Genomic DNA, 21,992 nt, shown 5'->3' with positions numbered 1-21,992 from the left:
TGACCCGTGCAGACGTCCGACACCGCGTTCGACGCGCTCGTGGTGGGCGCCGGCGCCGGTGGCCTGTTCGCCGCCGCCCGGCTGGCCCATGCCGGCTACCGCACCCTCGTCGTGGAGCGGCTCGACAAGGTGGGTGGGCGGGCGTCCACCACCGAGATCGACGGGTTCCTCGTCAACGACGGCGCGATCGTCATCGAGGTCGGTGGCATCACCGAGGAGACCTTCGCCGAGGTCGGCGCGGAGTTCGACATCCGCACCCCGAAGGTCCCGGTGCTCTACCGGGTGGGCGGCAAGAACCTCGACGTCACCCGCGGCGGCTGGGGCATGCTGCTGTCCCAGCTCACCCGGCAGGGCGCGAAGCTGCTCTCGGGCATCGGCGCCGCCCGCACCAACGACGACGCGCTGCCCGGCAGCGAGCTGTCCACCGCGGAGTGGGTCGGCAAGTACTCGAAGAACGCGGCCGTGCAGGGCGTGTTCCGCAACATGTGCGCCTCGGTGTTCGCCGTCGGGTCCGAGGAGCTGCCCGCTCGGGTGTTCCTCACCTACTTCACCCGCAAGTCGGCGTTCAAGAAGTTCGGGTTCTGCCCGGCCGGCACGATCGGGGTCTGGCAGTCGCTGGCGAACTCGGTGATCGGCAACGGCGGCCAGGTGTGGCTGTCGTCGGAGGTCGAGCGGCTGCACCTCGCCGACGGCCGGGTCACCGGTGCCACCGTCGTGCGCGACGGCGAGCGCGTCGAGGTCACCTGCCGGGTGGCCGTGAGCGACACCGGGCCCGCCGCGACCGTGGGCCTGGTCGGCGCGGAGAACCTCCCCGCGGACTACCGCGAGCAGGTCGCGGTCAAGGACCGGCCGTGCTCGATGATCGCGCTCAACTTCGCCAGCCGCGAGCGCCTGGTCGACGTGCCCGGCATGCTGCTGTTCTCCACGTCCGAGCGGCTCTGCTACGTCGCCAACTTCACCGACACCTGCCCGGAGATGGCGCCGGAGGGCTGGAACCTCTACGTCGCGGCCTCGGTGCCCAAGCCCTCGGTCGGCGACTTCGACGCCGACGCCGAGGTCGAGCTGCTGCGCACGGACCTGCGCGAGCAGATCCCCGGCTTCGACCGGGCCCGCACCCTGTCGGTCGCGGTCATGCGCGACGGGTGGCCCCCGCAGCGCGCGGTCGCGGGCTACGACCTGGGCCACGACACCCCGATCGCGAACCTGTGGAACGTCGGCGACGGGGTCAAGGAGTACGCCAACGGCGGCACCACCGCCTGCGCCGAGACCGCCAAGCTCGTCACCGAGAAGATCCTCGCGGAGTACCCGCTGACCGCGGCGGTCTGACCCCCGCCGCTCCCGGCCACTCCCGCACCCACGCGCCGCCACCCGCTCCCCGGGTGGCGGCGCGCAGAGCGTTCAGGACAGTGCATTCGGGACGGGGCGTTCAGGACGGGGCGTAGCGGCGCACGCCGTCCTCGCCGTCGTGTGCGACGAGCACGCCCGCGTCGACCAGCACGTCGAGGTGGGCAGCGATCTCCAGCACCGCGAGCGCGGCGTGCTCGGTCTCCAGCTGCGACAGGTGCCGCTCCCGCCGGGTCCACGGCAGGGCGGACGCGACCGCCCAGGCCGTCGTGTCCCCGGCCCGGACCCGCGCCGCGGCGGCGACCAGCCGCTGTTCGTGGTGGGCCAGCAGCTCGTCGACACGGGTGTGCACGCTGCGGGTGACCGGCCCGTGGGCCGGCAGCAGCAGGGAGTCGGGCAGGTCGCGGACCAGCCGCAGCGAGTCCAGGTAGCTGCGCAACGGCATCGGCTCGGGGGCACGTTCGTAGCCGATCGACGGCGTGATGTGCGGCAGCACGTGGTCCCCGGAGAACAGCGCGCCGCGCGCGGTGTCGCGCAGCACGACGTGCCCGCGGGTGTGCCCGGGGGTCGCCCGCACCTCCAGCTCGCCCTCGCCTGCGGTGACCAGGTCGCCGTCGTCGAGCCAGGCGTCGGGCATGCTCCACGGCGCCAGGTCGACGCGGTCGACCTCGGCGACGTGCCGGGCCAGGTCCCGGGCCAGGTCGGCCGCACCCGCCGCGGCCACCATGGCCGGCTGCGGCGCGGGGTGGGCCGCGCGGTCGCTCTGCGCCGCCACCGAGGGCTCCTCCCCGCGGCCGAGCACGACCCGGGTGCCGTGGGCGGAGCGCAGCGCGAGGGCCTGGGTGTAGTGGTCGTGGTGGGCGTGGGTGACGACGACCTGGGCGACGTCGGCCAGGGTGTATCCCAGGGCGCGCAGGCCGACCTCCAGCGCGTCGCCGTCGGCGTCGACCCAGCCGGAGTCGACCAGGGTCGGGCCGTCCGGCCCGTCGAGCACGTAGACGTTGACCGCCCGCAGCCCGTCCAGCGGCAACGGCAGCGGGATCCGGTGCACCCCCGGCAGCACGGGGTGCGCCCCCGGTTCGGTCCAGTCCTGCACCTGGTCGGCGAGCTCCACGGTCACATCGACCCCTCCTTCTTTCTAATCCTGATTCAAGGTAGTTTCGCGGACGTGACCCCGCGCTACGAGGACCTGCGGTACGAGACCGGCGACGGACTGGCACGGATCGAGCTGCACCGCCCGGACGCCCTGAACGCCTGGACCCCGCCATGGGCACCGAGCTGCTCGACGCGGTGCGTCGTGCGTCGGCCGACGACGCGGTCCGCGCGGTGCTCGTCACCGGGGCCGGCCGGGCGTTCTGCGCCGGTGCCGACGTGAAGAACCCCCGCGAGACGACCCCCGACGGCGATCCGGACCTGTCGACCCGGCTGCGCGAGATCTACAACCCCATCGTGCTGGCGGTGCGGGCGGCACCGAAGCCGTTCGTCGGGGCGGTGCAGGGGGCCTGCGCCGGGCTCGGGGTGTCCCTCGCCCTGTCCTGCGACCTGCTGCTGGCCGCCGAGGACGCCTACCTGCTGCTCGCCTTCGTCCGGATCGGGGTGATGCCCGACGGCGGGACCACGGCGTTCCTGGCCGAGCGGGTCGGGCTCGCCCGACCCGCGGAGCTCTGCATGCTCGGCGACCGGCTGCCCGCCGAGACCGCACACCGCTGGGGACTGGTGAACGCGGTGCACCCCGGCGAGCACCTGCACGCCGAGGCCGAGGCACTCGCCCGGCGCCTCGCCCAGGCGCCGACCGTCGCGCTGGCCAGCACCAAACAGGCCCTCGGGGCAGCCGCCCAGCGGCGCCTGGCCGACCAGCTGGAGCTGGAGGCGACCCTGCAGCAGCGGCACGCCACCACCCACGACTACGCCGAGGGGAAGGCCGCGTTCGCGCAGAAGCGGCAGGCCGTGTTCCTGGGGTGCTGATCCCCCGGACACGGCCCGCCGCCGCTCACAGCCGTTCGATGACGGTGGCGTTGGCCATCCCTCCGGCCTCGCACATCGTCTGCAGCCCGTAGCGGCCGCCGGTGGCCTCCAGGTGGTGCAGCATCGTCACCAGGAGCCGGGTGCCCGAGGAGCCGAGCGCGTGCCCGAGCGCGATCGCCCCGCCCCGCGGGTTGAGCCGGGCCGGGTCCGCGCCGAACTCGCGTGCCCAGGCCAGCGGGACCGGGGCGAACGCCTCGTTGACCTCGTAGGCGTCGATCTCGTCGAGGGACAGACCGGCGCGGGCCAGCACCGCGTGGGTGGCCGGGATGGGGCCGGTCAGCATCATCAGCGGGTCGTCGCCGACGACGGAGAACGCGTGGAACCGGGCCCGCGGACGCAGCCCGAGCGCCGTCGCCCGCTCCTCGCTCATGACCAGCACGGCGGACGCGCCGTCGGTCAGCGGCGAGGAGTTGCCCGGCGTGATCCGCCAGTCGATCTCGGGGAACCGCGCCGACATCTCGTCGGTGCGGAACGACGGCCGCAGCCCGGCCAGGCCCTCGGCGGTGGTGGTGCCGCGGACGGTCTCGTCGGTGGTCACCCCGGGCGCCTCCGGCACCGCGACGACCTCGGCGTCGAACCCGCCGTCGGCCCAGGTCCGCGCGGCACGGCGGTGCGACTCGGCGGAGTAGGCGTCGAGCTCGTCGCGCTCGAGCTTCCAGCGCTGCGCCACCAGCTCGGCGGAGATGCCCTGGTTGACCAGGCCGTCGGGGTACCGGGCGGACGCCCGCTCCCCCATCCCGGCGCGGGCGCTGCCGATCGGCACCGCGCTCATCGACTCGACGCCCGCGGCGATCACCACGTCGTGCACGCCGGCCAGCACGGCCTGGGCGGCGAACGCCGCGGCCTGCTGGCTCGACCCGCATTGCCGGTTGAGCGTCGTGCTGGGCACGGACTCGGGGAGCCCGGCGCCGAGCACCGCGTTGCGCCCGATGTTGCCGGCCTGCTCCCCCACCTGCTGGGCGCAGCCGACGATCACGTCCTCGACCAGCGCCGGGTCGATCCCGGCCCGCTCGACGAGCGCGGCGAGCTGACCGGCGAGCAGGTCGGCCGGGTGCACACCCGACAGCCCACCGCCGGGCTTGCCCTTCCCGACAGGGGTGCGGATCGCCTCGACGACGACGGCGGTGCGCATCAGAGCCGCTCGATGATCGTGACGTTGGCCTGGCCGCCGCCCTCGCACATGGTCTGCAGGCCGTAGCGGCCGCCGGTGCGCTCCAGCTCGTGCAGCATGGTCGTCATCAGCCGGGCGCCGGTGGCGCCGAGCGGGTGGCCGAGCGCGATGGCGCCCCCGTTGGGGTTGACCTTCTCCGGGTCGGCGCCGGTCTCGGCCAGCCACGCCTGCACGACCGAGGCGAAGGCCTCGTTGATCTCGACGGTGTCGATGTCGCCGATGGTCAGGCCGGTCTTCTGCAGCGCGTACTCGGTCGCCGGGATCGGCGCGGTCAGCATCCAGACCGGGTCGGCACCGCGCACCGACACGTGGTGGATCCGCGCCCGCGGGGTCAGCCCGTGGTCGCGCACCGCCGACTCCGACGCGATGAGCAGCGCCGCGGTGCCGTCGGAGACCTGGCTGGACACGCCGGCGGTCAGCCGGCCGCCCTCGGTGAGCGTCTTGAGGCCGGCGAGCTTCTCCAGCGAGGTGTCCGCGCGCGGACCCTCGTCCGTGCCGACCTCGCCGAACGGCACGATCTCCCGCTCGAAGCGGCCCTCGGAGATGGCGCGCAGCGCGCGGTGGTGGCTCTCCAGCGCGAAGACCTCCATGTCCTCGCGGGACAGGTTCCACTTCTCGGCGATCATCTCCGCGCTGCGGAACTGGCTGATCTCCTGGGTGCCGTAGCGCTTCTCCCAGCCGACGCTGCCGGTCCACGGGTCGGTCGCGCCGAACGGCTCGCCGACCGAGAACGAGCACAGGATCGGGTACTGCGACATGATCTGCACGCCGCCGGCGATCACCAGGTCCTGGGTGCCCGCCATGACCGCCTGCGCGGCGAAGGACACGGCCTGCTGGCTGGAGCCGCACTGGCGGTCCACGGTCGTGCCCGGCACCGACTCCGGCAGCCCGGCGACCAGCGCCGCGGTGCGGGCGATGTCCCCGGCCTGGGCGCCGATGGCGTCGATGCAGCCGTAGGCGACGTCGTCGATCGCGGCCGGGTCGACCCCGGTGCGCTCCACCAGGGCCCGGATCGGGTGCGCCCCGAGGTCCGCGGGGTGCACGGCGGCCAGTCCGCCCTTGCGGCGGCCGACCGGTGCCCGGACGGCGTCGACGATGTAGGCCTCGCCCATGAGTTCCTCTTCCTGCGTCGCGTCTCAGCGCGCGGCGACGGCCGCGGCGTTGCGTTCCTCGGCGAACGCGAGTGCGTCCGTCCAGCTCGTGCGGCGTCCGATGCGGACGCGGTACTTCATGACGTCGGCGCGGCGTTCGAGCGTCAGCGCGCCGGTCAGCCGGTCGCCGGTCCGGTAGAGCGCCACGAACCGGCCGTCCTCCGGGGATCCGGAGACGACCCGGATCTCGTCGGCGCGCGGGACCCCGACGAACTGGATGCGGCTGCCGTACCAGTCCGACCAGAAGTAGGGCACGGTCTCGTAGGGCCGGGCCGCGGCCGGGTCGAGGGCGTTGCGGGCGGCGCGGGCGCCCTGCTCCGCGGCGCTGGTCCAGTGCTCGATCCGCATCCGGCCGCCGGTCGGCAGCTCGGAGAACAGCGGGTTGACCCAGTTCACGACGTCGCCGGCGGCGTACACCCCTGGCAGGTCGGTCCGCAGGGTCTCGTCGGCGAGGATCCCGTTGTCCAGGCCGACCCCGGAGCCCTCCAGCCAGCCGGTGTCGGGGGTGGCGCCGATCCCGGCGACCACGAGGTCGGCGGGCAGCACGGTGCCGTCGGCGAGCCGGACACCGGTGACCCGGCCGTCGCCCTCCAGCCCGTCGACGCCGACGCCGCAGCGCAGGTCGGTGCCGTTGGTCTCGTGCAGCCGTGACAGCGCCGCGCCCATCTGCTCGCCGACCGCGCGGACCAGCGGGACCGGCAGCGCCTCGACGATGGTGGCGGGCAGGCCGCGCCTGCGGGCACCGGACGCGACCTCGGACCCGATGAACCCGGCCCCGACGACCACGGTGCGGGCGCCCGCGTCCAGCGCGGCGCGCACGGCCTGCGCGTCGTCGAGGGTGCGCAGCGTGTGCACCCCGGCCAGGTCCCCGGGCAGCGTGCGGGCGCGCGCCCCGGTGGCGACGACGAGTGCGTCGTAGCCGATCCGGCGGTCGCCGACGACGACCTCGCGGGCGTCGGCGTCCAGGCCGGTCGCCGGCTCGCCGAGAACGAGGTCCACGCCGAGCTCGTCACGCAGGTGCTCCTCGGTCCGGAACCGCACGTCCGGCGCCTCGGGGCCGTCCAGGAACGCCTTCGACAGCGGGGGCCGGTCGTAGGGCAGGTGCGCCTCGGCGCCGACGAGGGTCACCGGGCCGGTGTGCCCGGCGTCGCGGGCGGCCTCGGCGGCCCGCAGACCGGCCAGGGACGCCCCGACGACCACGAGGCGGGGACCGGGACTCGGTGACATCGCAGGCACCCTTTCGTCGACCAGATTTGAATCGAGAATAAACTTATGCCAGATTCGACGTCAACGCCGGGGCCGCCGTTCGGGAGGACGCGATGCACGAGGACAGGGCCATCCACCGGGTCACCGGAGGACTCGCCGAGATCAGGCTGACCCGGGACCGGGGCAACGCGATCGACCCCGCGATGGTGGAGGCGATCGACGCCGCCGTCCGCGCCGTCGAGGCCGACGAGACCGTGCGCAGCGTGCTGCTCACCGCAGCCGGTCCGGCCTTCTGCGTCGGCGGCGACCTGGGGTTCTTCCGCAGCCGCGTGGACGACCTGCCCGCCCAGCTGGACTCGATGATCGACACGTGGCACGGCTCGACGCTGCGCAGGCTCTCCGCGCTGCCGGTCCCGGTCGTCGCGGCCGTGCGCGGCGGCGTCGGCGGCGGCGGGCTGGGGCTCGTGTGGGGTGCCGACGTGGTCGTCGCCGCCGACGACGTGAAGCTCGCCACGGGGTTCACCAAGCTCGGCATGACGGGCGACGGCGGCAGCACCTGGTACCTGCCGCGGCTGGTCGGGATGCGCCGCGCCCAGCAGCTCATGCTGCGCTCCACCCCGGTCGGCGCCGGGCAGGCGCTGGAATGGGGGCTGGTGTCGCAGGTCGTGCCCGGCGACGAGGTCGACACCGTCGCCCGGACCATCGCCGAGGAGTTCGCCGACGGCCCGACCTGGGCCTACGGCGGGATCAAGCAGCTGCTGCGCGACAGCGACGACCGCACCCACGCCGACGGCCTGCTCGCCGAGTACCGGCTGATGACGGCCGGCGCGGGGCGGGCCGACGTCCGCGAGGGCGTCATCGCGTTCACCGAGCGCCGCGCCCCGAAGTTCGACGGCCGATGACCCAGGAGCACACCGTGGACACCACTGCCATCACCACCGGGAACGGCACCGACAGCGGCACCGGGACCGACGCCGAGGCCGTCGTCCGGCGCCTCTACACCGCGCTCGCCGACGGCGACCGGGACACCCTCGACGCGATCCTCGACCCCGACTTCGTCGGCGTGCTCGCCGCGGGGATGCCGGGCGGCGTGGGCGGCGAGCACCGCGGCGCCGAGGCGATGCGGCGCGACGGCTGGGGCGGCATCGGACGACACTTCGCCGCCCGCGCCGAGCCCGACCGGATCGACGCGCTCGCCGACGGCCGGCTGCTGGTCTCCGGGCACTACCGGGGCCGCGGGCGGCGCGGCGGCGCCGAGCTGGAGGCGGCGTTCACCCACGTCGTCACCGTCACCGGCGGCCGGCTGACCCGGCTCGAACAGCTCACCGACACCGCCCGCTGGGCCGCGGCCGCGCCGCCGTACACCACCCTCGACGTGCGGGCCGCCGACGGCGTCGGCACCCTGCGGCTGAACCGGCCGGACCGGCACAACGCGGTCGACCGGATGCTGGGAGCCGAGTTCGCCCGGGCCGTGGACGCCGTCGCCGCCGACCCCGCGGTGCGGGCCGTGGTGCTCACCGGCGGGGACCGGGTGTTCTGCGTCGGCGGCGACGTCGAGCTGTTCACCGGCTGCGCCCCAGAGGAGCTCCCCCGGGTCCTGCGCGAGGTCACCGACCTGTTCCACCCCACCGTCGAACGCCTGTCCACGATGGACGCCCCGGTGGTCGCGGCGGTGCACGGCGCCGCCGCCGGGATGGGCCTGGCACTGGTGTGCGCCGCGGACGTCGTCGTCGCCGCCGAGGACGCCGTGTTCACCACCGCCTACGGCGGCATCGGGCTGACCGCCGACGGCGGGCTCTCCTGGACCCTGCCGCGACTGGTCGGGCTGCGCCGCGCCCAGGAGCTGTTCCTGACCGGGCGCCGGCTCACCGCGGCCGAGGCCCTGGAGTGGGGCCTGGTGACCCGGGTGGTGCCCGCCGCCGAGGTCGACACGGTGGCGCGGGAGTACGCGACGGCGATCGCGGACGGCCCGACGCAGGCGTTCGGCGCGGTGCGTCGGCTGCTGCGCCGCAGCAGCGAGTCCGACCTGCACACCCACCTCGCCGAGGAGCAGCGCTCGGTGGTCGAGGCCGGGCGCAGCCACGACCTGGTCGAGGGGACGCGAGCCCTCGCCGAGCGCAGGCGCCCCCGTTTCACGGGCTCCTGACCGGCCCGGGCCCGGCTCCGACGAGGCGCAGCGCGAACTCCGCGAGCTGCCAGGCGACCTCGTTCTCGGCCGGGCCCGCGTCGTCGCGGAACCACACCGCGACGCCCATCCCCTGGTCCAGGATCGCGTACGAGGCCAGCTGCGGTGAGGCCACCGAGAACACGCCGGCCTCGACCCCGTCGGTGATCAGGCGGCGGAAGCGCTGCTCGTAGTCGGCACGCAGCCCGAGCACCTCGGACCGGTGCGGCTCGGTCAGGCTGCGCAGCTCCCGGTTGCCGACGAAGGCCTCCAGGCGGTTGCGGGCGTGGAACCGCACGTGGGCCTCGACCGCGCGGCGCAGCCGCTCGGCCGGGTCGGCGACCCCGGCGACCGCGGCGTCGTGCTCGGCCAGCAGGGCACGCATGGTCGCGTCGATGACCGAGGCGAGCAGCTCCTGCTTGGAGCGGACGTGCTTGTAGAGGCTCGGGCCGCGGATGCCGACCGCCGCGCCGATGTCGGCCATCGTCGTCGCCTCGTAGCCGCGACGGGCGAACTCCGCCAGCGCCGCCGACCGGATCTCGTCGCCCCGCACGGCTAGCAGTCTATAGCCGACCTGTGACATGAGGCTCCTTGCGCTGTACTCACCTGCCTCGAAACTGCTAGAAGATGGCTAACGCCCATTAGCCGATGGAGGAGACATGGCCGTCGACCTCGCCCAGGACGCGGACGTCCGCGACCTCGCGGAGCGCACAGCACGCTTCATCCGGGAGGTGGTGATCCCGGTCGAGGAGACCCACGGCGGTGTCCTGCCCTCCGAGGAGGCCCGGGTGCAGCTGCAGGACGCCGCGCGCGCCGCGGGGGTGTTCGCCCCGCACGCGTCGCCCGAGCTCGGCGGGCACGGCCTGGACATGCGCGCCCGCGCCGCGGTGTTCGAGGAGGCCGGGTACTCGCTGCTCGGACCGATCGCGCTCAACATCGCCGCCCCCGACGAGGGCAACGTGCACATGCTGGAGCGGATCGCGAGCGAGGAGCAGAAGGAGCGCTACCTCGCCCCGCTGGCCACCGGCGACGTCCGGTCCTGCTTCGCGATGACCGAGCCCGCCCCCGGCGCGGGCTCGGACCCCGACGCCCTGTCCACCACGGCCACCCGGGTCGACGGCGGCTGGCGCATCGACGGACGCAAGTGGTTCACCACCGGCGCGGACGGCGCCTCGTTCGCCATCGTCATGGCCCGCACCACCGGCGAGCCCGGTGACCGCGGCGGCGCGACGATGTTCCTGGTCGACGCCGACAACCCCGGGATGAAGGTCGGCCGGCACATCCCGACGCTCGACGAGTCGCTGTTCGGCGGGCACCTGGAGGTCGAGTTCTCCGACTGCCGCGTCCCGGACGACGCGGTGCTCGGCGAGGTCGACCAGGGCTACCGCTACGCCCAGGTGCGGCTCGGCCCGGCGCGGCTCACCCACTGCATGCGCTGGCTGGGGATCGCCCGGCGCGCGCAGGACATCGCGGTGGCGTGGGCCTCGGAGCGCGAGGTGTTCGGGTCCCGGCTGGCCGACCTCGGCATGGCCCAGGCCATGATCGCCGACAACGAGATCGACATCGCCGCCTCGCGCGGTCTGATCCTGCAGGCCTGCTGGGAGCTCGATCGCGGCAACCCGGCGGGCAGCCAGGTGTCGATCGCCAAGACCTTCACCGCCGAGGCCGTCTGGCGCGTCGTGGACCGGTCACTGCAGCTCAACGGCGGACGCGGGGTGTCCGGCGACGTCCTGCTGGGCCGCTTCCTCCGCGAGGTGCGCCCGTTCCGGATCTACGACGGCCCGTCGGAGACCCACCGCTGGTCGATCGCCAAGCGCACCGTGGGCCGCTACCGCAGGGAACAGGCCCGATGAGCGGTCCCGACGGTCTGGACCTGGCCGCCCTCGACACCTTCCTGGCGGCGAACGTCGACGGGTACCGCGGCGGGGTCACCGCCGAGCTGGTCTCCGGCGGCCGCTCGAACCTCACCTACCGGGTCACCGACGGCACCCACGTGTGGATCCTGCGGCGCCCCCCGCTGGGCACGCTGACCCCGTCGGCGCACGACATGGGCCGCGAGTTCCGGGTCACCGCCGCCCTGGCGGGCACCGGCGTACCGGTCGCCCCCGCCGTCGCGCTGGCCGACGACAGTGTGCTCGGGGTGCCGTTCGCGCTCACCGGGTTCGTCGACGGGATCGTCGTGCGCAGCGAGGACGACCTCGCCGCCCTCGACGACCCCACCGTGCACGCGGTGGCGTTCTCCCTGGTCGACACCCTCGCCGCACTGCACGCCGTGGACGTCACCACCGGTCCGCTCGCCGGGCTGGGTCGGCCCGCCGGGTACCTGCGCCGCCAGGTCGAGCGCTGGTACGGCCAGTGGCAGCGCGTCGCCACCCGGGAGATCCGCGACGTCGACACCCACTACCGCCTGCTCGACGACACCTGCCCGGCCGAGAGCGACCACGCCGTCGTGCACGGGGACTTCCGCATCGACAACGCCATCCTCGACGCCGGGCACCCGGCCACGATCCGCGCGCTCGTCGACTGGGAGATGGCCACGCTCGGCGACCCCCTGGCGGACCTGGCGCTGCACACCGTCTACGGCGACCCGACGTTCGCACCGGTGCTGGCCGGGTCCGCGGCCTCGACCAGCTCCCGCATGCCGTCGACCGCGGAGCTGGTGGAGCGCTACACCGTCACGTCCGGGCGGACGGTGCGCCACTGGGCGTTCCACCGGGGGCTGGCCTACCTCAAGGCCGCGGTCATCGCCGAGGGCATCCACGCCCGGCACCTGCGCGGGGACACCCGCGGGGAGGGGTTCGCGACGATCGGTGAGGCGACCGCACCGCTGGCCGCGGCCGGGGTGGTCGCCGTCCACGCCTGACCGCCCGGGGGGCGTGTCGGGCACCGCGGCCCGGCCCGCGCGGCCGTCACCGGGTCCGCCCTCAGCCGCCGGGGTGCGCGCGGTCGGCGTGCTCCAGCAGCCGGCGCAGCCGCCCGGCGATCGCGTCCTTGGTCATCGGCGGGTCGGCGAGACGGCCCAGCTCCTGCAACGACAGCTCCGGGTTCCGGGCCCGCAACAGGCCGGTGGCCAGCAGGCGGTCGGGCACCCCGGCGGGCGGGTCCGCCAGCAGCGCCTGGACACGCCGGGTCGTCGTCGCCGCGGCCTGGGAGGCGCGCTCCCGGTTGGCGTCGTGCAGCGCGCCGCTCACCGGCGCCTCGCCGGTCCCGCGTCGGAGGTCGGGGGTCCACGCCTGCGCCGCGCGCGGCGCTCCGATGAGGCTGAGCACCACCCGCACGTCGGCGTGGTCGCGGACGACGACCCGGTCGCCGTGGGTGCTGGGGCGGGTCAGCGCGGCGACGCCGAGGCGGCGGGCCGCGCCGGTGAGCGCCATCGCCGTCTCCGGGGACGGGCAGATCAGCTCCAGCCCGGCCCGGCCCCGGCCGCCGAGCGCCCCGGCGGCCAGGAACGCGGCGCGCCAGGCCCCGGCCAGGACCGCGTCGTCGCCCGCGACGACCGACGGCGGCAGCCCGCGCACCCAGCGGCCGGTGCCGTCGCACAGCCGGGTGCGGCGGGCCAGCTCCGGGACGCGCGCGACGATGCGGAGCGACTCGGCCGACGGCCGGACGACGGGGATCTCGAACAGGTCGGTGATCTGCCGGGCCAGGCGCTCGGCGGAGCGTGCGCACCCGGTGGGGACCTCCAGCACCGGGACCGATGCCACCCCGACGGTCTGGCCGAGGGTCCCGGCGCAGACGAACCGGAGTGTCGTCGCCACCTCCGCACGACCGATGTCGGCTCGCGCGGGGCGGTGCCGGAACAGCTCGTCCCGGACGTCGGGGGTGTCCACCTGCAACTCCTTCGGATCCGACCGGCGTGCTCCGCCGGTGCCGGCTCGGGCCCCCGGAACCGGCGGACGGCGTCGGGCCGGGGGGGACGGCCGGCCCGGGACGGACCGCCCCGGCGGGGGCGACACGCCTCGGACCGACCGGTGGCGCACGCCGGGCTCCCGATCGACGACGCCACACCCGGACAACGACCCGTCGCCGGGGACGAGGCGGACACGCCCGCCCGTCACGGCGACCGGGCGACCCGGTACGCCCGGCGCGGCATCCGGAACGACCGGTGGTCAGTCGATGACCCTGCGTGATGAGCGCCGCGGCGCGGCCCGGGCACGGGATGCCGGCAGGGTCCGATCGGGTCCGCGGACGGTTGGGATCGCTCCCGCCGGGTAGCGCTCCGGAGCGGGCGTGACGCCGGCACGGCGCCGCCCGGCAGCCGTCGAGCACGGAGGTGGACCGGTGAGCAGGCACAACGAGGAGTACTCCGAGGCCGACCTCGACGTCGGCTCCCCCGAGGACCACGCCGTCGGGGCGACCGCCGTCGCGGTGTCGATGAAGCGGTCGCTGGAGCACATGGGGCCGGCCCGGACCGCCCGCACGCTGTTGAAGCTGAACCAGGCCGAGGGCTTCGACTGCATGAGCTGCGCCTGGCCGGATCCCGACCCCGGGCACCGTTCGGTCGCCGAGTTCTGCGAGAACGGCGCGAAGGCCGTGGCCGAGGAGGCCACCACCCGCCGCGCGACCCCGGAGTTCTTCGCCCGGCACGGCGTCGCCGACCTGGACGCCCACTCCGAGCTCTGGCTGGGCCAACAGGGCCGCATCACCCACCCGATGGTCCGGCGCCCGGACGGCACCCACTACGAGCCCATCGGCTGGGACGAGGCGTTCCGGCTGATCGGCGACGAGCTGAACGCCCTGGACGACCCCGGTGAGGCGACCTTCTACACCTCCGGCCGGGCGTCCAACGAGGCCGCGTTCGTCTACCAGCTCTTCGCCAGGGCGTTCGGGACGAACAACCTGCCCGACTGCTCGAACATGTGCCACGAGTCGACCTCCATCGCGCTGCAGGAGTCGATCGGCATCGGCAAGGCCAGCGTCACGCTGCCCGACCTGCTCGAGGCGGACGTGATCGTCATCGCCGGACAGAACCCGGGCACCAACCACCCGCGGATGCTGACCCAGCTCGAGCACGCCAAGCGCAACGGCGCCACCATCCTCACGATCAACCCGCTGCGCGAGGCCGGGCTGATGCGGTTCAAGAACCCGCAGACCCCGAAGGGCGTCCTCGGACGCGGCACCGACATCTCCGACCTGCACCTGCCGGTCCGGGTCAACGGCGACCTGGCGCTGTTCCAGGCCATCGGTTCGCTGCTCGTCGAGTGGGACGCCCTGGACCACGAGTTCCTCGACCGGTACACCACCGGGTTCGACGCCTGGAGTGAGCACGTCTCCGGGATCGACCGCGACGCCGTCACCCGGTCCACCGGCCTGTCCTGGGCCGAGATCACCCGGGCCGCGGCCCTGCTGCGGGACTCGCGCAAGACGGTCTTCTGCTGGGCGATGGGGCTGACCCAGCACCGCAACGGCGTCGCGACGATCAAGGAGGTCGTCAACGTCGCGCTGGCCCAGGGCAACATCGGCCGCCCCGGTTCCGGGCTGTTCCCGGTCCGCGGCCACTCCAACGTCCAGGGCGACCGCACCATGGGCATCTGGGAGCGCGTCCCGGACTCCTTCCTCGACGCCCTGGAGCGCGAGTTCGCGTTCGACCCGCCCCGCGAGCACGGCTTCGACACCGTCGACAGCATCCGGGCGATGCGCGACGGCCGGGTGAAGGTATTCGTCGGCCTCGGTGGCAACTTCCTGCAGGCGGCACCGGACACCGACGTCACGACCAAGGCGCTGACCGGTACCCGGCTGACCGTCCAGATCTCCACGAAGATCAACCGCTCGCACCTGCACGGCGGTCGCACCGCACTGATCCTGCCCACCCTGGGGCGCACCGAGCGCGACGTCCAGGAGTCCGGCCCGCAGTTCGTCTCGGTCGAGGACTCCACCTGCTCGGTGCACTCCTCCCGCGGCCCGCTGCCGCCGGCGAGCCCGCACCTGCGCTCCGAGGTCGCGATCCTCACCGGCATCGCCGAGGCCACCCTCGGCGACCGGTACGGCATCGACTGGGCCGCGATGCGCGGGGACTACCGCCGCATCCGCGACCACATCTCGCGCGTGGTGACCGACTGCGAGAGCTACGAGGTGAACGTTCGCCGGCCCGGCGGGTTCGTCCTGCCGCACCCGCCCCGGGACTCGCGGACCTTCGAGACCCCGTCCGGCCGCGGCGAGTTCGTGGTGTCGCCGGTCGAGGTGCTCGAGGTGCCCGACGGGCACCTGCTGCTCCAGACCCTGCGCAGCCACGACCAGTTCAACACCACGATCTACGGCCTCTCGGACCGCTACCGCGGCATCGAGGGCGGGCGCCGGGTCGTGTTCTGCCACCGCGAGGACATCGCCGCGCTCGGCTACGCCGAGGGCGACCACGTCGACCTGATCACGCGCTGGGACGGCGACGAGCACGTGCGCTGCGCGTCGGACTTCCGGCTGGTCGCCTACGACGTCCCGCGGGGCACCGCGGCGGCGTACTACCCGGAGACGAACCCGCTCGTCCCGCTCGACGCCACGGCGGCCGGGAGCAACCAGCCGGCGTCGAAGTCGGTCGTGGTCAGGCTCGGCGTCGCCGGGGGCACCGACTGCAACCCGCGGGGCGCGCAGGGCCAGATCGGCGACGACGACGGCCACAAGTCCCGGCCAGAGGTGTCGCACCTGTCCTGACCGCGGGACCCGCGGGGGTCACCACGGCACGACCGCGCCGGTGTGGTCGAGGAACTGCAGGCCGCCGTCGTGGGCGTGGCCCTCCAGCACGTCGGCGACCCCGTGCGCGCTCTCGGCGACGGTCAGCCGGGCCCCGGGGCCGCCGAGGTCGGTCTGCACCCAGCCCGGGTGCAGGAGCAGGAGGGTGCGGGGGTCCTGCGCCGTCCGGGCGGCGTAGCTGCGCATCAGCTGGTTGAGCGCCGCCTTGCTCGCCCGGTACACCTCGTGCCCACCCCGGGTGTTGAACCCGACGCTGCCCTGCCGCGAGGACATGACCCCGATCGTGCCGGTGGGCGGGACCAGCGGGGACAGGCCCTCGACGACCCGCATCGGGCTCAGCGCGTTGGTCACCATGACCTCGGCGAACACCTCGGTCGGCACCTGTGCGGCCGGCACGTCGGCGTCGGTGATGCCGGCGTTGACGAACAGCAGGTCGATCCGGCGGTCGCCGAGGCGCTCGCGCAGCGCGGCGATCCCGGCGGTGTCGGTGATGTCCAGGCGCTCGACGGTCACCCGCCCGGTCCGGGCGGCGAGCTCGGCGAGGCCGTCGGAGGTGTCGCCGCGCACCGTGGCGACGACGTCCCACCCCCGATCGGCGAACTCTCCCGCCAGGGCGAGCCCGAGGGAGCGCGAGGCCCCCACGACGAGTGCGGTGCGGTCGGTCATGTCGCCTCCGGTGGTGTGGCCCGGCTGCTCCCGCCGAGCTCGGTCTCGATCCGCCGCAGTAGCGCGACGGTGGTGTCGATCGCGGCGGGGTCGTCGCCGACCCCGTCGAGCAGCCCGCTCCAGATCCGGCGCAGCACCCGCAGGTTCTCCGCGGCCAGGTCGGTCGGGTACAGACGGACGCGGCGGGCGTCGGCCGGATCGGGCTCGCGGCGCACGAGCCCCTTGGCCTCGAGGCCGCGCAGTGCGCGGCTGGTGTTGCTGGAGATCAGCCGCGTCGCCTGCGCGACGGCACCGGCGGTGATCCCCGGCTCCCGGTCGACGACCCGCATGACCGCGCTCTCCAGCGGGGTCCAGCTCTGCCCGGAGAACGCGGGCTCCTTCGACGCGTGGATGAGCCGGCCGACCGCGAGGATGCGGTCGGCCAGCTCGAACAGCCGGGTCTCCTGGTCCTCGTCCACGCGACGACCGTACCACCACTACCTGTCATGTGACAGGTATCCATCGACAGCTTTCTGGTCCGGGACCATCCGGCCCGGCTGCCGCACGGCTCACGCCGGCGGCGAGCGTCCCGGAGCGGTGGCTGCCCCGGCACAGCACACCGTCAGCTGCGGCCCCGATGATGCGCGACCATGGTGCGGACCATCTCCACGGCGGCGAGCACGGCGTCCACCGGTGGCGCGTCGTCGCCGGGCGACCGGCGCGCGGCGCGCGCGAAGAGACCGTCGACGACGAGCCGAACCTGTTCGGCCAGGACCGGGCCATCCACCGGACCGGCGAGCTCCCGCGCCGCCCGGTCCACCGCCGAGCGGGACTCGCGCAACCGGCGCCGAGCGAGCGCGCTCGGCCCGGTCTCAGCTCCGGCCTCGTCGCCCGAGCCGGGGAACTCCACCAGATAGTTGCGGAGGGGACACCCCCGTCCGCCCTCCCGCAGGACCCGTTGGCCGACGTGTGTCACCGCCGCGACGATGCGGTCCCCGGGGTCCTCGCCGGCCTCCCGCAGGGCGCGGTCGGTGGACGCGGCCAACGCCGTCGACCAGCGCTCCAGGTAGGCCTCGACGAGGTCGTCCTTGGTGGCGAAGTGACCGTAGAGCCCGCTCTTGCCGGTGCCCGCCTCGTCGATGATCTCCTGCATCCCGACGGCGCGCACGCCGCGGGCGTAGAACAGGCGCCCCGCCGCGTCCAGGATCCGTTCCCTGACGTCCGGCTTCACTGTGCCGACCACGAGCTCCCCTTCCGATCCACCCCATCCTACAGACCGATCAGTCCGACTGCCTGGCTACCGCTCAGACGTTGTGACCAGCTCGTTCGCATCCAGTACTTGACGAACGGTGTCGGCATCGCGTTGTCTCGGACCGATCGGTCCTGCCGGATGACATCGCAGTGCACGATCGCCCCACAGACGGTGAGGCTCCCATGACGTCCCCGCACCGGGTGCACGACGTGACCGGACGGCTCGTCGCCCCTGGAGGCCGGCTCGCCGGCATCCGGTTCCCCCGACCCCCGGTCCGGAAGGACGGCCCATGCCCGCGACCTCCGCGAGCCCCGCTCCCACCACGGTGCTGCTGGTCACCTCGGCGGCGGCGTTCCTGTCGAGCCTCGACCTGTTCATCGTCAACATCGCGTTCCCGGCGATCCGGGCGGACTTCCCCGGATCGGACCTGGGGCAGCTGTCGTGGGTGCTGAACGGCTACACCGTCGTCTTCGCCGCCTTCCTGGCGCTCGCCGGGCGCCTGGCCGACCGGTTCGGCCACCGCAGGCTGTTCCTGGTGGGACTGGCGGTGTTCACCGTGGCCTCGGCCCTGTGCGCGGCCGCCCCGACGGTGTGGGCGCTGGTCGCCGCACGGGCCGTCCAGGCCGTCGGGGCGGCGATGGTCATGCCGACCTCGCTGTCGCTGCTGCTCGCCGCCTACCCGCCGGAACGGCGGTCGCACGCGGTCGGCGCCTGGGCCTCGATCGGCGCCGTGGCCGCGGCGCTGGGACCGCCGGTGGGCGGCCTGCTGGTCGAGCTCTCCTGGCACTGGGTGTTCCTGGTCAACGTCCCCGTCGGCGTCGTCGCGCTGCTCGTGGGGCTGCGGGTGCTGGTCGAGCCCGGTACCGCACGGGTGGGGGTCCCGGACCTGCTCGGCGCGACCGGACTCGTCATCGGCGTTGGCGCGCTGGCCTACGCGCTGGTCCGCGCCCCGGACGACGGGTGGGTGTCGGTGCCGGTCCTGTCCGGGGTCACCCTGGCCGTCGCCGGCCTCACCTGGGTGGTCCTGCGCTCGCGGCGGCACCCGGTCCCGGCCCTCGAACTCGACGTGCTCCGGGTCCCGGTCGTGGCGACCGCCGCGCTCACGATGACCGCGTTCACCACGGCGTTCGCCGGGATGCTGGTCGTCAACGTCCTCTTCCTGACCGGCACCTGGGGCTGGTCCGTGGCGCTCGCCGGCTTCGGACTGGCCCCCGGCCCGCTCGTGGTCGTCGTGGTGTCCCGCTTCAGCGGCCGGCTCGCCGCACGGTTCGGGTCCGGCCCGGTGACCCTCGCCGGGACCGTCGCGTTCGCCGCGGGGCCGACCTGGTGGCTGCTGCGACTGGGGACCGAGCAGGGCTACTGGGCCGGGGTCCTGCCCGGCCAGGTGTTCACCGGACTCGGCGTCGGGCTCATCCTGCCCACGCTCTCCGCGCTCGTGGGGTCGGCGCTGCCCGCCCACCAGTGGGGCTCCGGCTCGTCCCTCATCAACACCGCCCGCCAGGGCGGCTCCGTGCTCGGGGTCGCCCTGCTGGTGTCGGTCGTCGGGACCCACACGACCGGGCTGCCTGAGGAGCTGGGTGCGCTCCGAGGCGGGTGGGCCCTGCTGGTGGCCTCCGCCCTGGTCGCGACGGTCTTCGCCACGGCCCTCACGGTCGTCGAGCGGCGGCGGGACACACCGGCCGACCGCCCGGCGTCGGCACCGGCGACCTGACCCCGACCATCCCCGTCCGACGACCGAGCGGAGGCTCACCATGACCACACCGAATCCGACCCGCGACGGCCTCTGGCTCGACGACCTCGTCGAGGGTGCCACCTTCACCACCGACACCCACGAGCTGACCGCCGAGGAGATCGTCGCCTTCGCCCGCGACTTCGACCCGCAGCCCTTCCACACCGACGCCGACGCGGCCGCGGGGACGTTCTTCGACGGTCTCGTGGCCAGCGGCTGGCACACCGCGGCGATCACCATGCGGCTCGTGGTCACCAGCGGGCCGCCCATCGCGACGGGCATCGTCGGCGGGGGCGCCGACGTGGCCTGGCCCGGCGCGGCCCGGGCCGGGGACGTCCTGCGGGTGGAGATCGTGGTCCGGGAGATCCGCCGGTCCCGGTCGCGGCCGGACCAGGCGTGGGTCGTGGTCAAGCAGCGGACGCTCAACCAGCACGACGCGGTGCGGCAGACCACCACCGCACGGTTGCTGGCCTGGCAACGACCCCGGCACGACTGACGATCGAGGTTGACGAACGACAGGTCTCGATCTGTCGCGAGCATCCAGCTCTCCGCAACCGCGGACTCCACCGGGGCCGCCGGCCCATTGCGGACCGCATCGTCTCGGCCGCCCGATAGGTCGAGCCGGTTCAGTGCATCGTCACGACTGGTCTCTCATCAGTCGTGATGACTCACCACCGGTGAAGTAACGGGCTCCCCCCGTCACCCCGATGCCCTGTGCGACAGGCCCTCACAACCGAGGGCCACACATCGGAGGTCACCCAGTGAGCATCAACGACCGCGTCTACGAACTGGCGACCAAGGTCCGTCAGCAGAAGGCCGCCATCGAGACCGAAGAGGCGACCAAGAACGCGTTCGTGATGCCCTTCATCGGCACCGTCCTCGGCTACGACGTGTTCAACCCCTCCGAGGTCATCCCAGAATTCACCGCCGACGTGGGCGTCAAGAAGGGCGAGAAGATCGACTACGCCCTCGTCCACGGCGGACAGGTACAGATCCTGGTCGAGACGAAGAAGGTCGGGCAGCCACTCAAGCTGGAGCACTCGTCGCAGCTGTTCCGCTACTTCGCCGTCACCAACGCACGTGTCGCCGTCCTGACCAACGGCGAGGTCTACGAGTTCTACACCGACCTCGACGCCCCCAACCGCATGGACGAGAAGCCCTTCCTGGTCCTCGACCTCGCCGCCGTGGACGCCACTCTGCTCCCCGAGCTCGGAAAACTCACACGGGAGTCCTTCGACCTGGACTCGGTCATCAGCGCGGCCGGCGAGCTCAAGTACATCGGACAGATCAAGCGCGCCCTCGCCGCCGAGTTTCGCGACCCCAGCAGCGACTGGGTCAAGTTCTTCGCGTCCCGAGTCTACGAGAAGAACGTGACCTCGAAGGTCCGCGAACAGTTCGAGACCCTCGTCCCCAAAGCCGCGACCCAGTTCCTCAACGAACAGGTCAACGCCCGCCTCAAAACCGCCCTCGGCGATGACGCCGCACCCGTCACCACACCCCTGGAACCAGTCCGCTCCACCACGGTCACGATCTCCGACGATGCCCCCGCCGGGGACCCCGAGGACACCGAGTCGAGCAAGCTCGTCGTCACCACCGACGACGAGATCGAGGGCTTCCAGATCGTGCGCGCCATCGTCTGCAGCGAGGTCGCCGCCGACCGCATCGCCGCCCGCGACACCCAGACCTACTTCGGCGTCCTCCTCGACGACAACAACCGCAAACCGGTCGCCCGACTCTGGTTCAACCGCGCACAGAATTACCTCGGCGTGTTCGACGAGAACAAGAACGAGACCAGGATTCCCATCGACTCGCCCCAGGACATCTACGGCCACGCCGACACACTCCGCAAGACCGTCGCGAACTACACGGCCGGATAGGCGACACCCGGACCGGAGCCACATCCCTCTACGCACGTCCCGGCCGTGGCGTTCTGCGTTCGCACGACCCCTGCCTTCCTGGCTCAGGAGTGATCGAAAGCGCGGCCAGCCGTGCGCCTCGCCGGGGACTGTCCATACCGCAGCGTGTCCTCGGGGATCCGCCACGCGTCGAGCATCGAGGCGCGGGCGAAGGCATCCCCGACCTCCCAGGTCACCAGCCCTGCATCCGCAACAGGGGGCAGCTCGCCCCGGCCCGGCTGCACCCCTGCTGATCAGAGATCGGGCACGTCTTCACCGTCAAGACACCGAAGCGTCTCCCCCTTTGGGTCTCCGTCGTGACCGTGGCCTCGGGAATCCGACCTGACAGCTCGGACGGAACACCTGTCCGCGCTCGGTCTCCTCGACATCGCCATGGCTCCGCGTCGCACTCGGCGTCGTTACGATCATGTCAACGCGTCAGAATCTGTTGACATGAGAGTGTGTACGGGCCAGCCTCCTTGGTACCCGGATCGAAGGAGTGCCCGTGGCGATACCCCCTCCCGACGCCGCCCGGCTGGCGGCGTTGAACCAGCACTACGCGTTCGGTCTGTCCGAGGCCGAGCTGGCCGAGTTCGGCCCGGCGGTCACGGCGACGCTGGCTGTCCGGGGACGGGCTGTGGTGTCGGTTGATGGACGACCTGACGTGTCGTTGGCCCGGGCGCGATCATGACACGGCTGCCGGGACCGGGGACAGTGCTCTGTCCT

Annotated in this window: 20 protein-coding genes; 11 read left to right on the top strand and 9 right to left on the bottom strand. The window is 73.6% G+C overall.

Annotation, left to right across the window (positions count from 1 at the left end; genetic code table 11):
- Positions 1–6 precede the first annotated feature (6 nt).
- On the top strand, positions 7–1,326 hold the full coding sequence (locus FVA95_RS09865) for an NAD(P)/FAD-dependent oxidoreductase (protein WP_149663932.1): 1,320 nt from the start codon (positions 7–9) through the stop codon (positions 1,324–1,326).
- 100 nt (positions 1,327–1,426) lie between these two features.
- Here the strand turns inward: FVA95_RS09865 and FVA95_RS09860 are convergent, their stop codons facing one another.
- Positions 1,427–2,464 (bottom strand): MBL fold metallo-hydrolase, encoded by a 1,038-nt coding sequence (locus tag FVA95_RS09860; RefSeq protein ID WP_149663931.1) that lies wholly within the window; start codon positions 2,462–2,464, stop codon positions 1,427–1,429.
- Positions 2,465–2,610: 146 nt separating this feature from the next.
- Here FVA95_RS09860 and FVA95_RS09855 point away from each other — a divergent pair, with 146 nt between their 5' ends.
- Complete coding sequence (locus FVA95_RS09855; protein WP_193564329.1) at positions 2,611–3,309, top strand: enoyl-CoA hydratase-related protein; 699 nt, start codon at positions 2,611–2,613, stop codon at positions 3,307–3,309.
- A gap of 25 nt (positions 3,310–3,334) precedes the next feature.
- Here the strand turns inward: FVA95_RS09855 and FVA95_RS09850 are convergent, their stop codons facing one another.
- Genes FVA95_RS09850 through FVA95_RS09840 form a run of 3 tightly spaced genes read right to left on the bottom strand, consistent with a single transcriptional unit; the run spans position 3,335 to position 6,918 of the window.
- The gene (locus FVA95_RS09850) at positions 3,335–4,501 is read right to left on the bottom strand and encodes a thiolase family protein (protein WP_149663930.1); all 1,167 of its coding nucleotides are present in this window, start codon (positions 4,499–4,501) and stop codon (positions 3,335–3,337) included.
- Entirely contained in the window at positions 4,501–5,652 is a 1,152-nt protein-coding gene (locus FVA95_RS09845) for an acetyl-CoA C-acetyltransferase (protein WP_149663929.1), read from the bottom strand. Before FVA95_RS09845 ends, FVA95_RS09850 begins: the two co-directional genes overlap by 1 nt.
- Positions 5,653–5,676: 24 nt before the next feature.
- The gene (locus FVA95_RS09840; protein ID WP_149663928.1) at positions 5,677–6,918 is read right to left on the bottom strand and encodes an NAD(P)/FAD-dependent oxidoreductase; all 1,242 of its coding nucleotides are present in this window, start codon (positions 6,916–6,918) and stop codon (positions 5,677–5,679) included.
- Between the two features lie 92 nt (positions 6,919–7,010).
- Here FVA95_RS09840 and FVA95_RS09835 point away from each other — a divergent pair, with 92 nt between their 5' ends.
- Positions 7,011–7,799 (top strand): enoyl-CoA hydratase/isomerase family protein, encoded by a 789-nt coding sequence (locus tag FVA95_RS09835; protein ID WP_149663927.1) that lies wholly within the window; start codon positions 7,011–7,013, stop codon positions 7,797–7,799.
- Positions 7,800–7,813: 14 nt separating this feature from the next.
- Entirely contained in the window at positions 7,814–9,043 is a 1,230-nt protein-coding gene (locus FVA95_RS09830) for an enoyl-CoA hydratase-related protein (RefSeq protein WP_161992252.1), read from the top strand.
- Here FVA95_RS09830 and FVA95_RS09825 read toward each other — a convergent pair.
- Positions 9,030–9,614, bottom strand: a complete 585-nt coding sequence (locus FVA95_RS09825; protein ID WP_226360351.1) for a TetR/AcrR family transcriptional regulator — start codon at positions 9,612–9,614, stop codon at positions 9,030–9,032. The genes FVA95_RS09830 and FVA95_RS09825 overlap by 14 nt on opposite strands.
- Positions 9,615–9,720: 106 nt before the next feature.
- On the opposite strand from FVA95_RS09825, the gene FVA95_RS09820 reads away from it, so the two are divergent.
- Positions 9,721–10,914, top strand: coding sequence for an acyl-CoA dehydrogenase family protein (locus FVA95_RS09820; RefSeq protein ID WP_149663924.1), 1,194 nt, complete (start codon positions 9,721–9,723; stop codon positions 10,912–10,914).
- Positions 10,911–11,924: a phosphotransferase family protein gene (locus FVA95_RS09815; protein WP_149663923.1), complete on the top strand. Its 1,014-nt coding sequence runs from the start codon at positions 10,911–10,913 to the stop codon at positions 11,922–11,924. Before FVA95_RS09820 ends, FVA95_RS09815 begins: the two co-directional genes overlap by 4 nt.
- A gap of 61 nt (positions 11,925–11,985) precedes the next feature.
- Here the strand turns inward: FVA95_RS09815 and whiA are convergent, their stop codons facing one another.
- Positions 11,986–12,891, bottom strand: coding sequence for a DNA-binding protein WhiA (gene whiA, locus FVA95_RS09810; RefSeq protein ID WP_161992251.1), 906 nt, complete (start codon positions 12,889–12,891; stop codon positions 11,986–11,988).
- Between the two features lie 451 nt (positions 12,892–13,342).
- On the opposite strand from whiA, the gene FVA95_RS09805 reads away from it, so the two are divergent.
- Positions 13,343–15,706 (top strand): FdhF/YdeP family oxidoreductase, encoded by a 2,364-nt coding sequence (locus FVA95_RS09805; RefSeq protein ID WP_149663921.1) that lies wholly within the window; start codon positions 13,343–13,345, stop codon positions 15,704–15,706.
- Positions 15,707–15,724: 18 nt separating this feature from the next.
- Here FVA95_RS09805 and FVA95_RS09800 read toward each other — a convergent pair whose 3' ends face one another.
- The 3 genes from FVA95_RS09800 to FVA95_RS09790 form a co-directional block, all read right to left on the bottom strand.
- Complete coding sequence (locus FVA95_RS09800; RefSeq protein WP_149663920.1) at positions 15,725–16,411, bottom strand: SDR family oxidoreductase; 687 nt, start codon at positions 16,409–16,411, stop codon at positions 15,725–15,727.
- Entirely contained in the window at positions 16,408–16,869 is a 462-nt protein-coding gene (locus FVA95_RS09795; RefSeq protein WP_149663919.1) for a MarR family winged helix-turn-helix transcriptional regulator, read from the bottom strand. The genes FVA95_RS09800 and FVA95_RS09795 overlap by 4 nt, the downstream gene beginning before the upstream one ends.
- A gap of 143 nt (positions 16,870–17,012) precedes the next feature.
- On the bottom strand, positions 17,013–17,633 hold the full coding sequence (locus tag FVA95_RS09790) for a TetR/AcrR family transcriptional regulator (protein WP_149663918.1): 621 nt from the start codon (positions 17,631–17,633) through the stop codon (positions 17,013–17,015).
- 298 nt (positions 17,634–17,931) lie between these two features.
- On the opposite strand from FVA95_RS09790, the gene FVA95_RS09785 reads away from it, so the two are divergent.
- From FVA95_RS09785 to FVA95_RS31370, 4 genes are all read left to right on the top strand, one after another.
- Positions 17,932–19,353, top strand: coding sequence for an MFS transporter (locus FVA95_RS09785; protein WP_149663917.1), 1,422 nt, complete (start codon positions 17,932–17,934; stop codon positions 19,351–19,353).
- 40 nt (positions 19,354–19,393) lie between these two features.
- Positions 19,394–19,867, top strand: coding sequence for a MaoC family dehydratase (locus FVA95_RS09780; RefSeq protein WP_149663916.1), 474 nt, complete (start codon positions 19,394–19,396; stop codon positions 19,865–19,867).
- 265 nt (positions 19,868–20,132) lie between these two features.
- On the top strand, positions 20,133–21,248 hold the full coding sequence (locus tag FVA95_RS09775) for a type I restriction enzyme HsdR N-terminal domain-containing protein (RefSeq protein ID WP_149663915.1): 1,116 nt from the start codon (positions 20,133–20,135) through the stop codon (positions 21,246–21,248).
- A gap of 523 nt (positions 21,249–21,771) precedes the next feature.
- Positions 21,772–21,957, top strand: coding sequence for a hypothetical protein (locus tag FVA95_RS31370; protein WP_149663914.1), 186 nt, complete (start codon positions 21,772–21,774; stop codon positions 21,955–21,957).
- Positions 21,958–21,992 lie beyond the last annotated feature (35 nt).

The sequence above is a fragment of the Pseudonocardia sp. EV170527-09 genome, assembly GCF_008369905.1.
In the GTDB taxonomy this organism is placed as follows: domain Bacteria; phylum Actinomycetota; class Actinomycetes; order Mycobacteriales; family Pseudonocardiaceae; genus Pseudonocardia.
The sequence above is the reverse complement of the archived record's forward strand: the minus strand, read 5'-3'. Positions and strand labels throughout refer to the sequence as shown.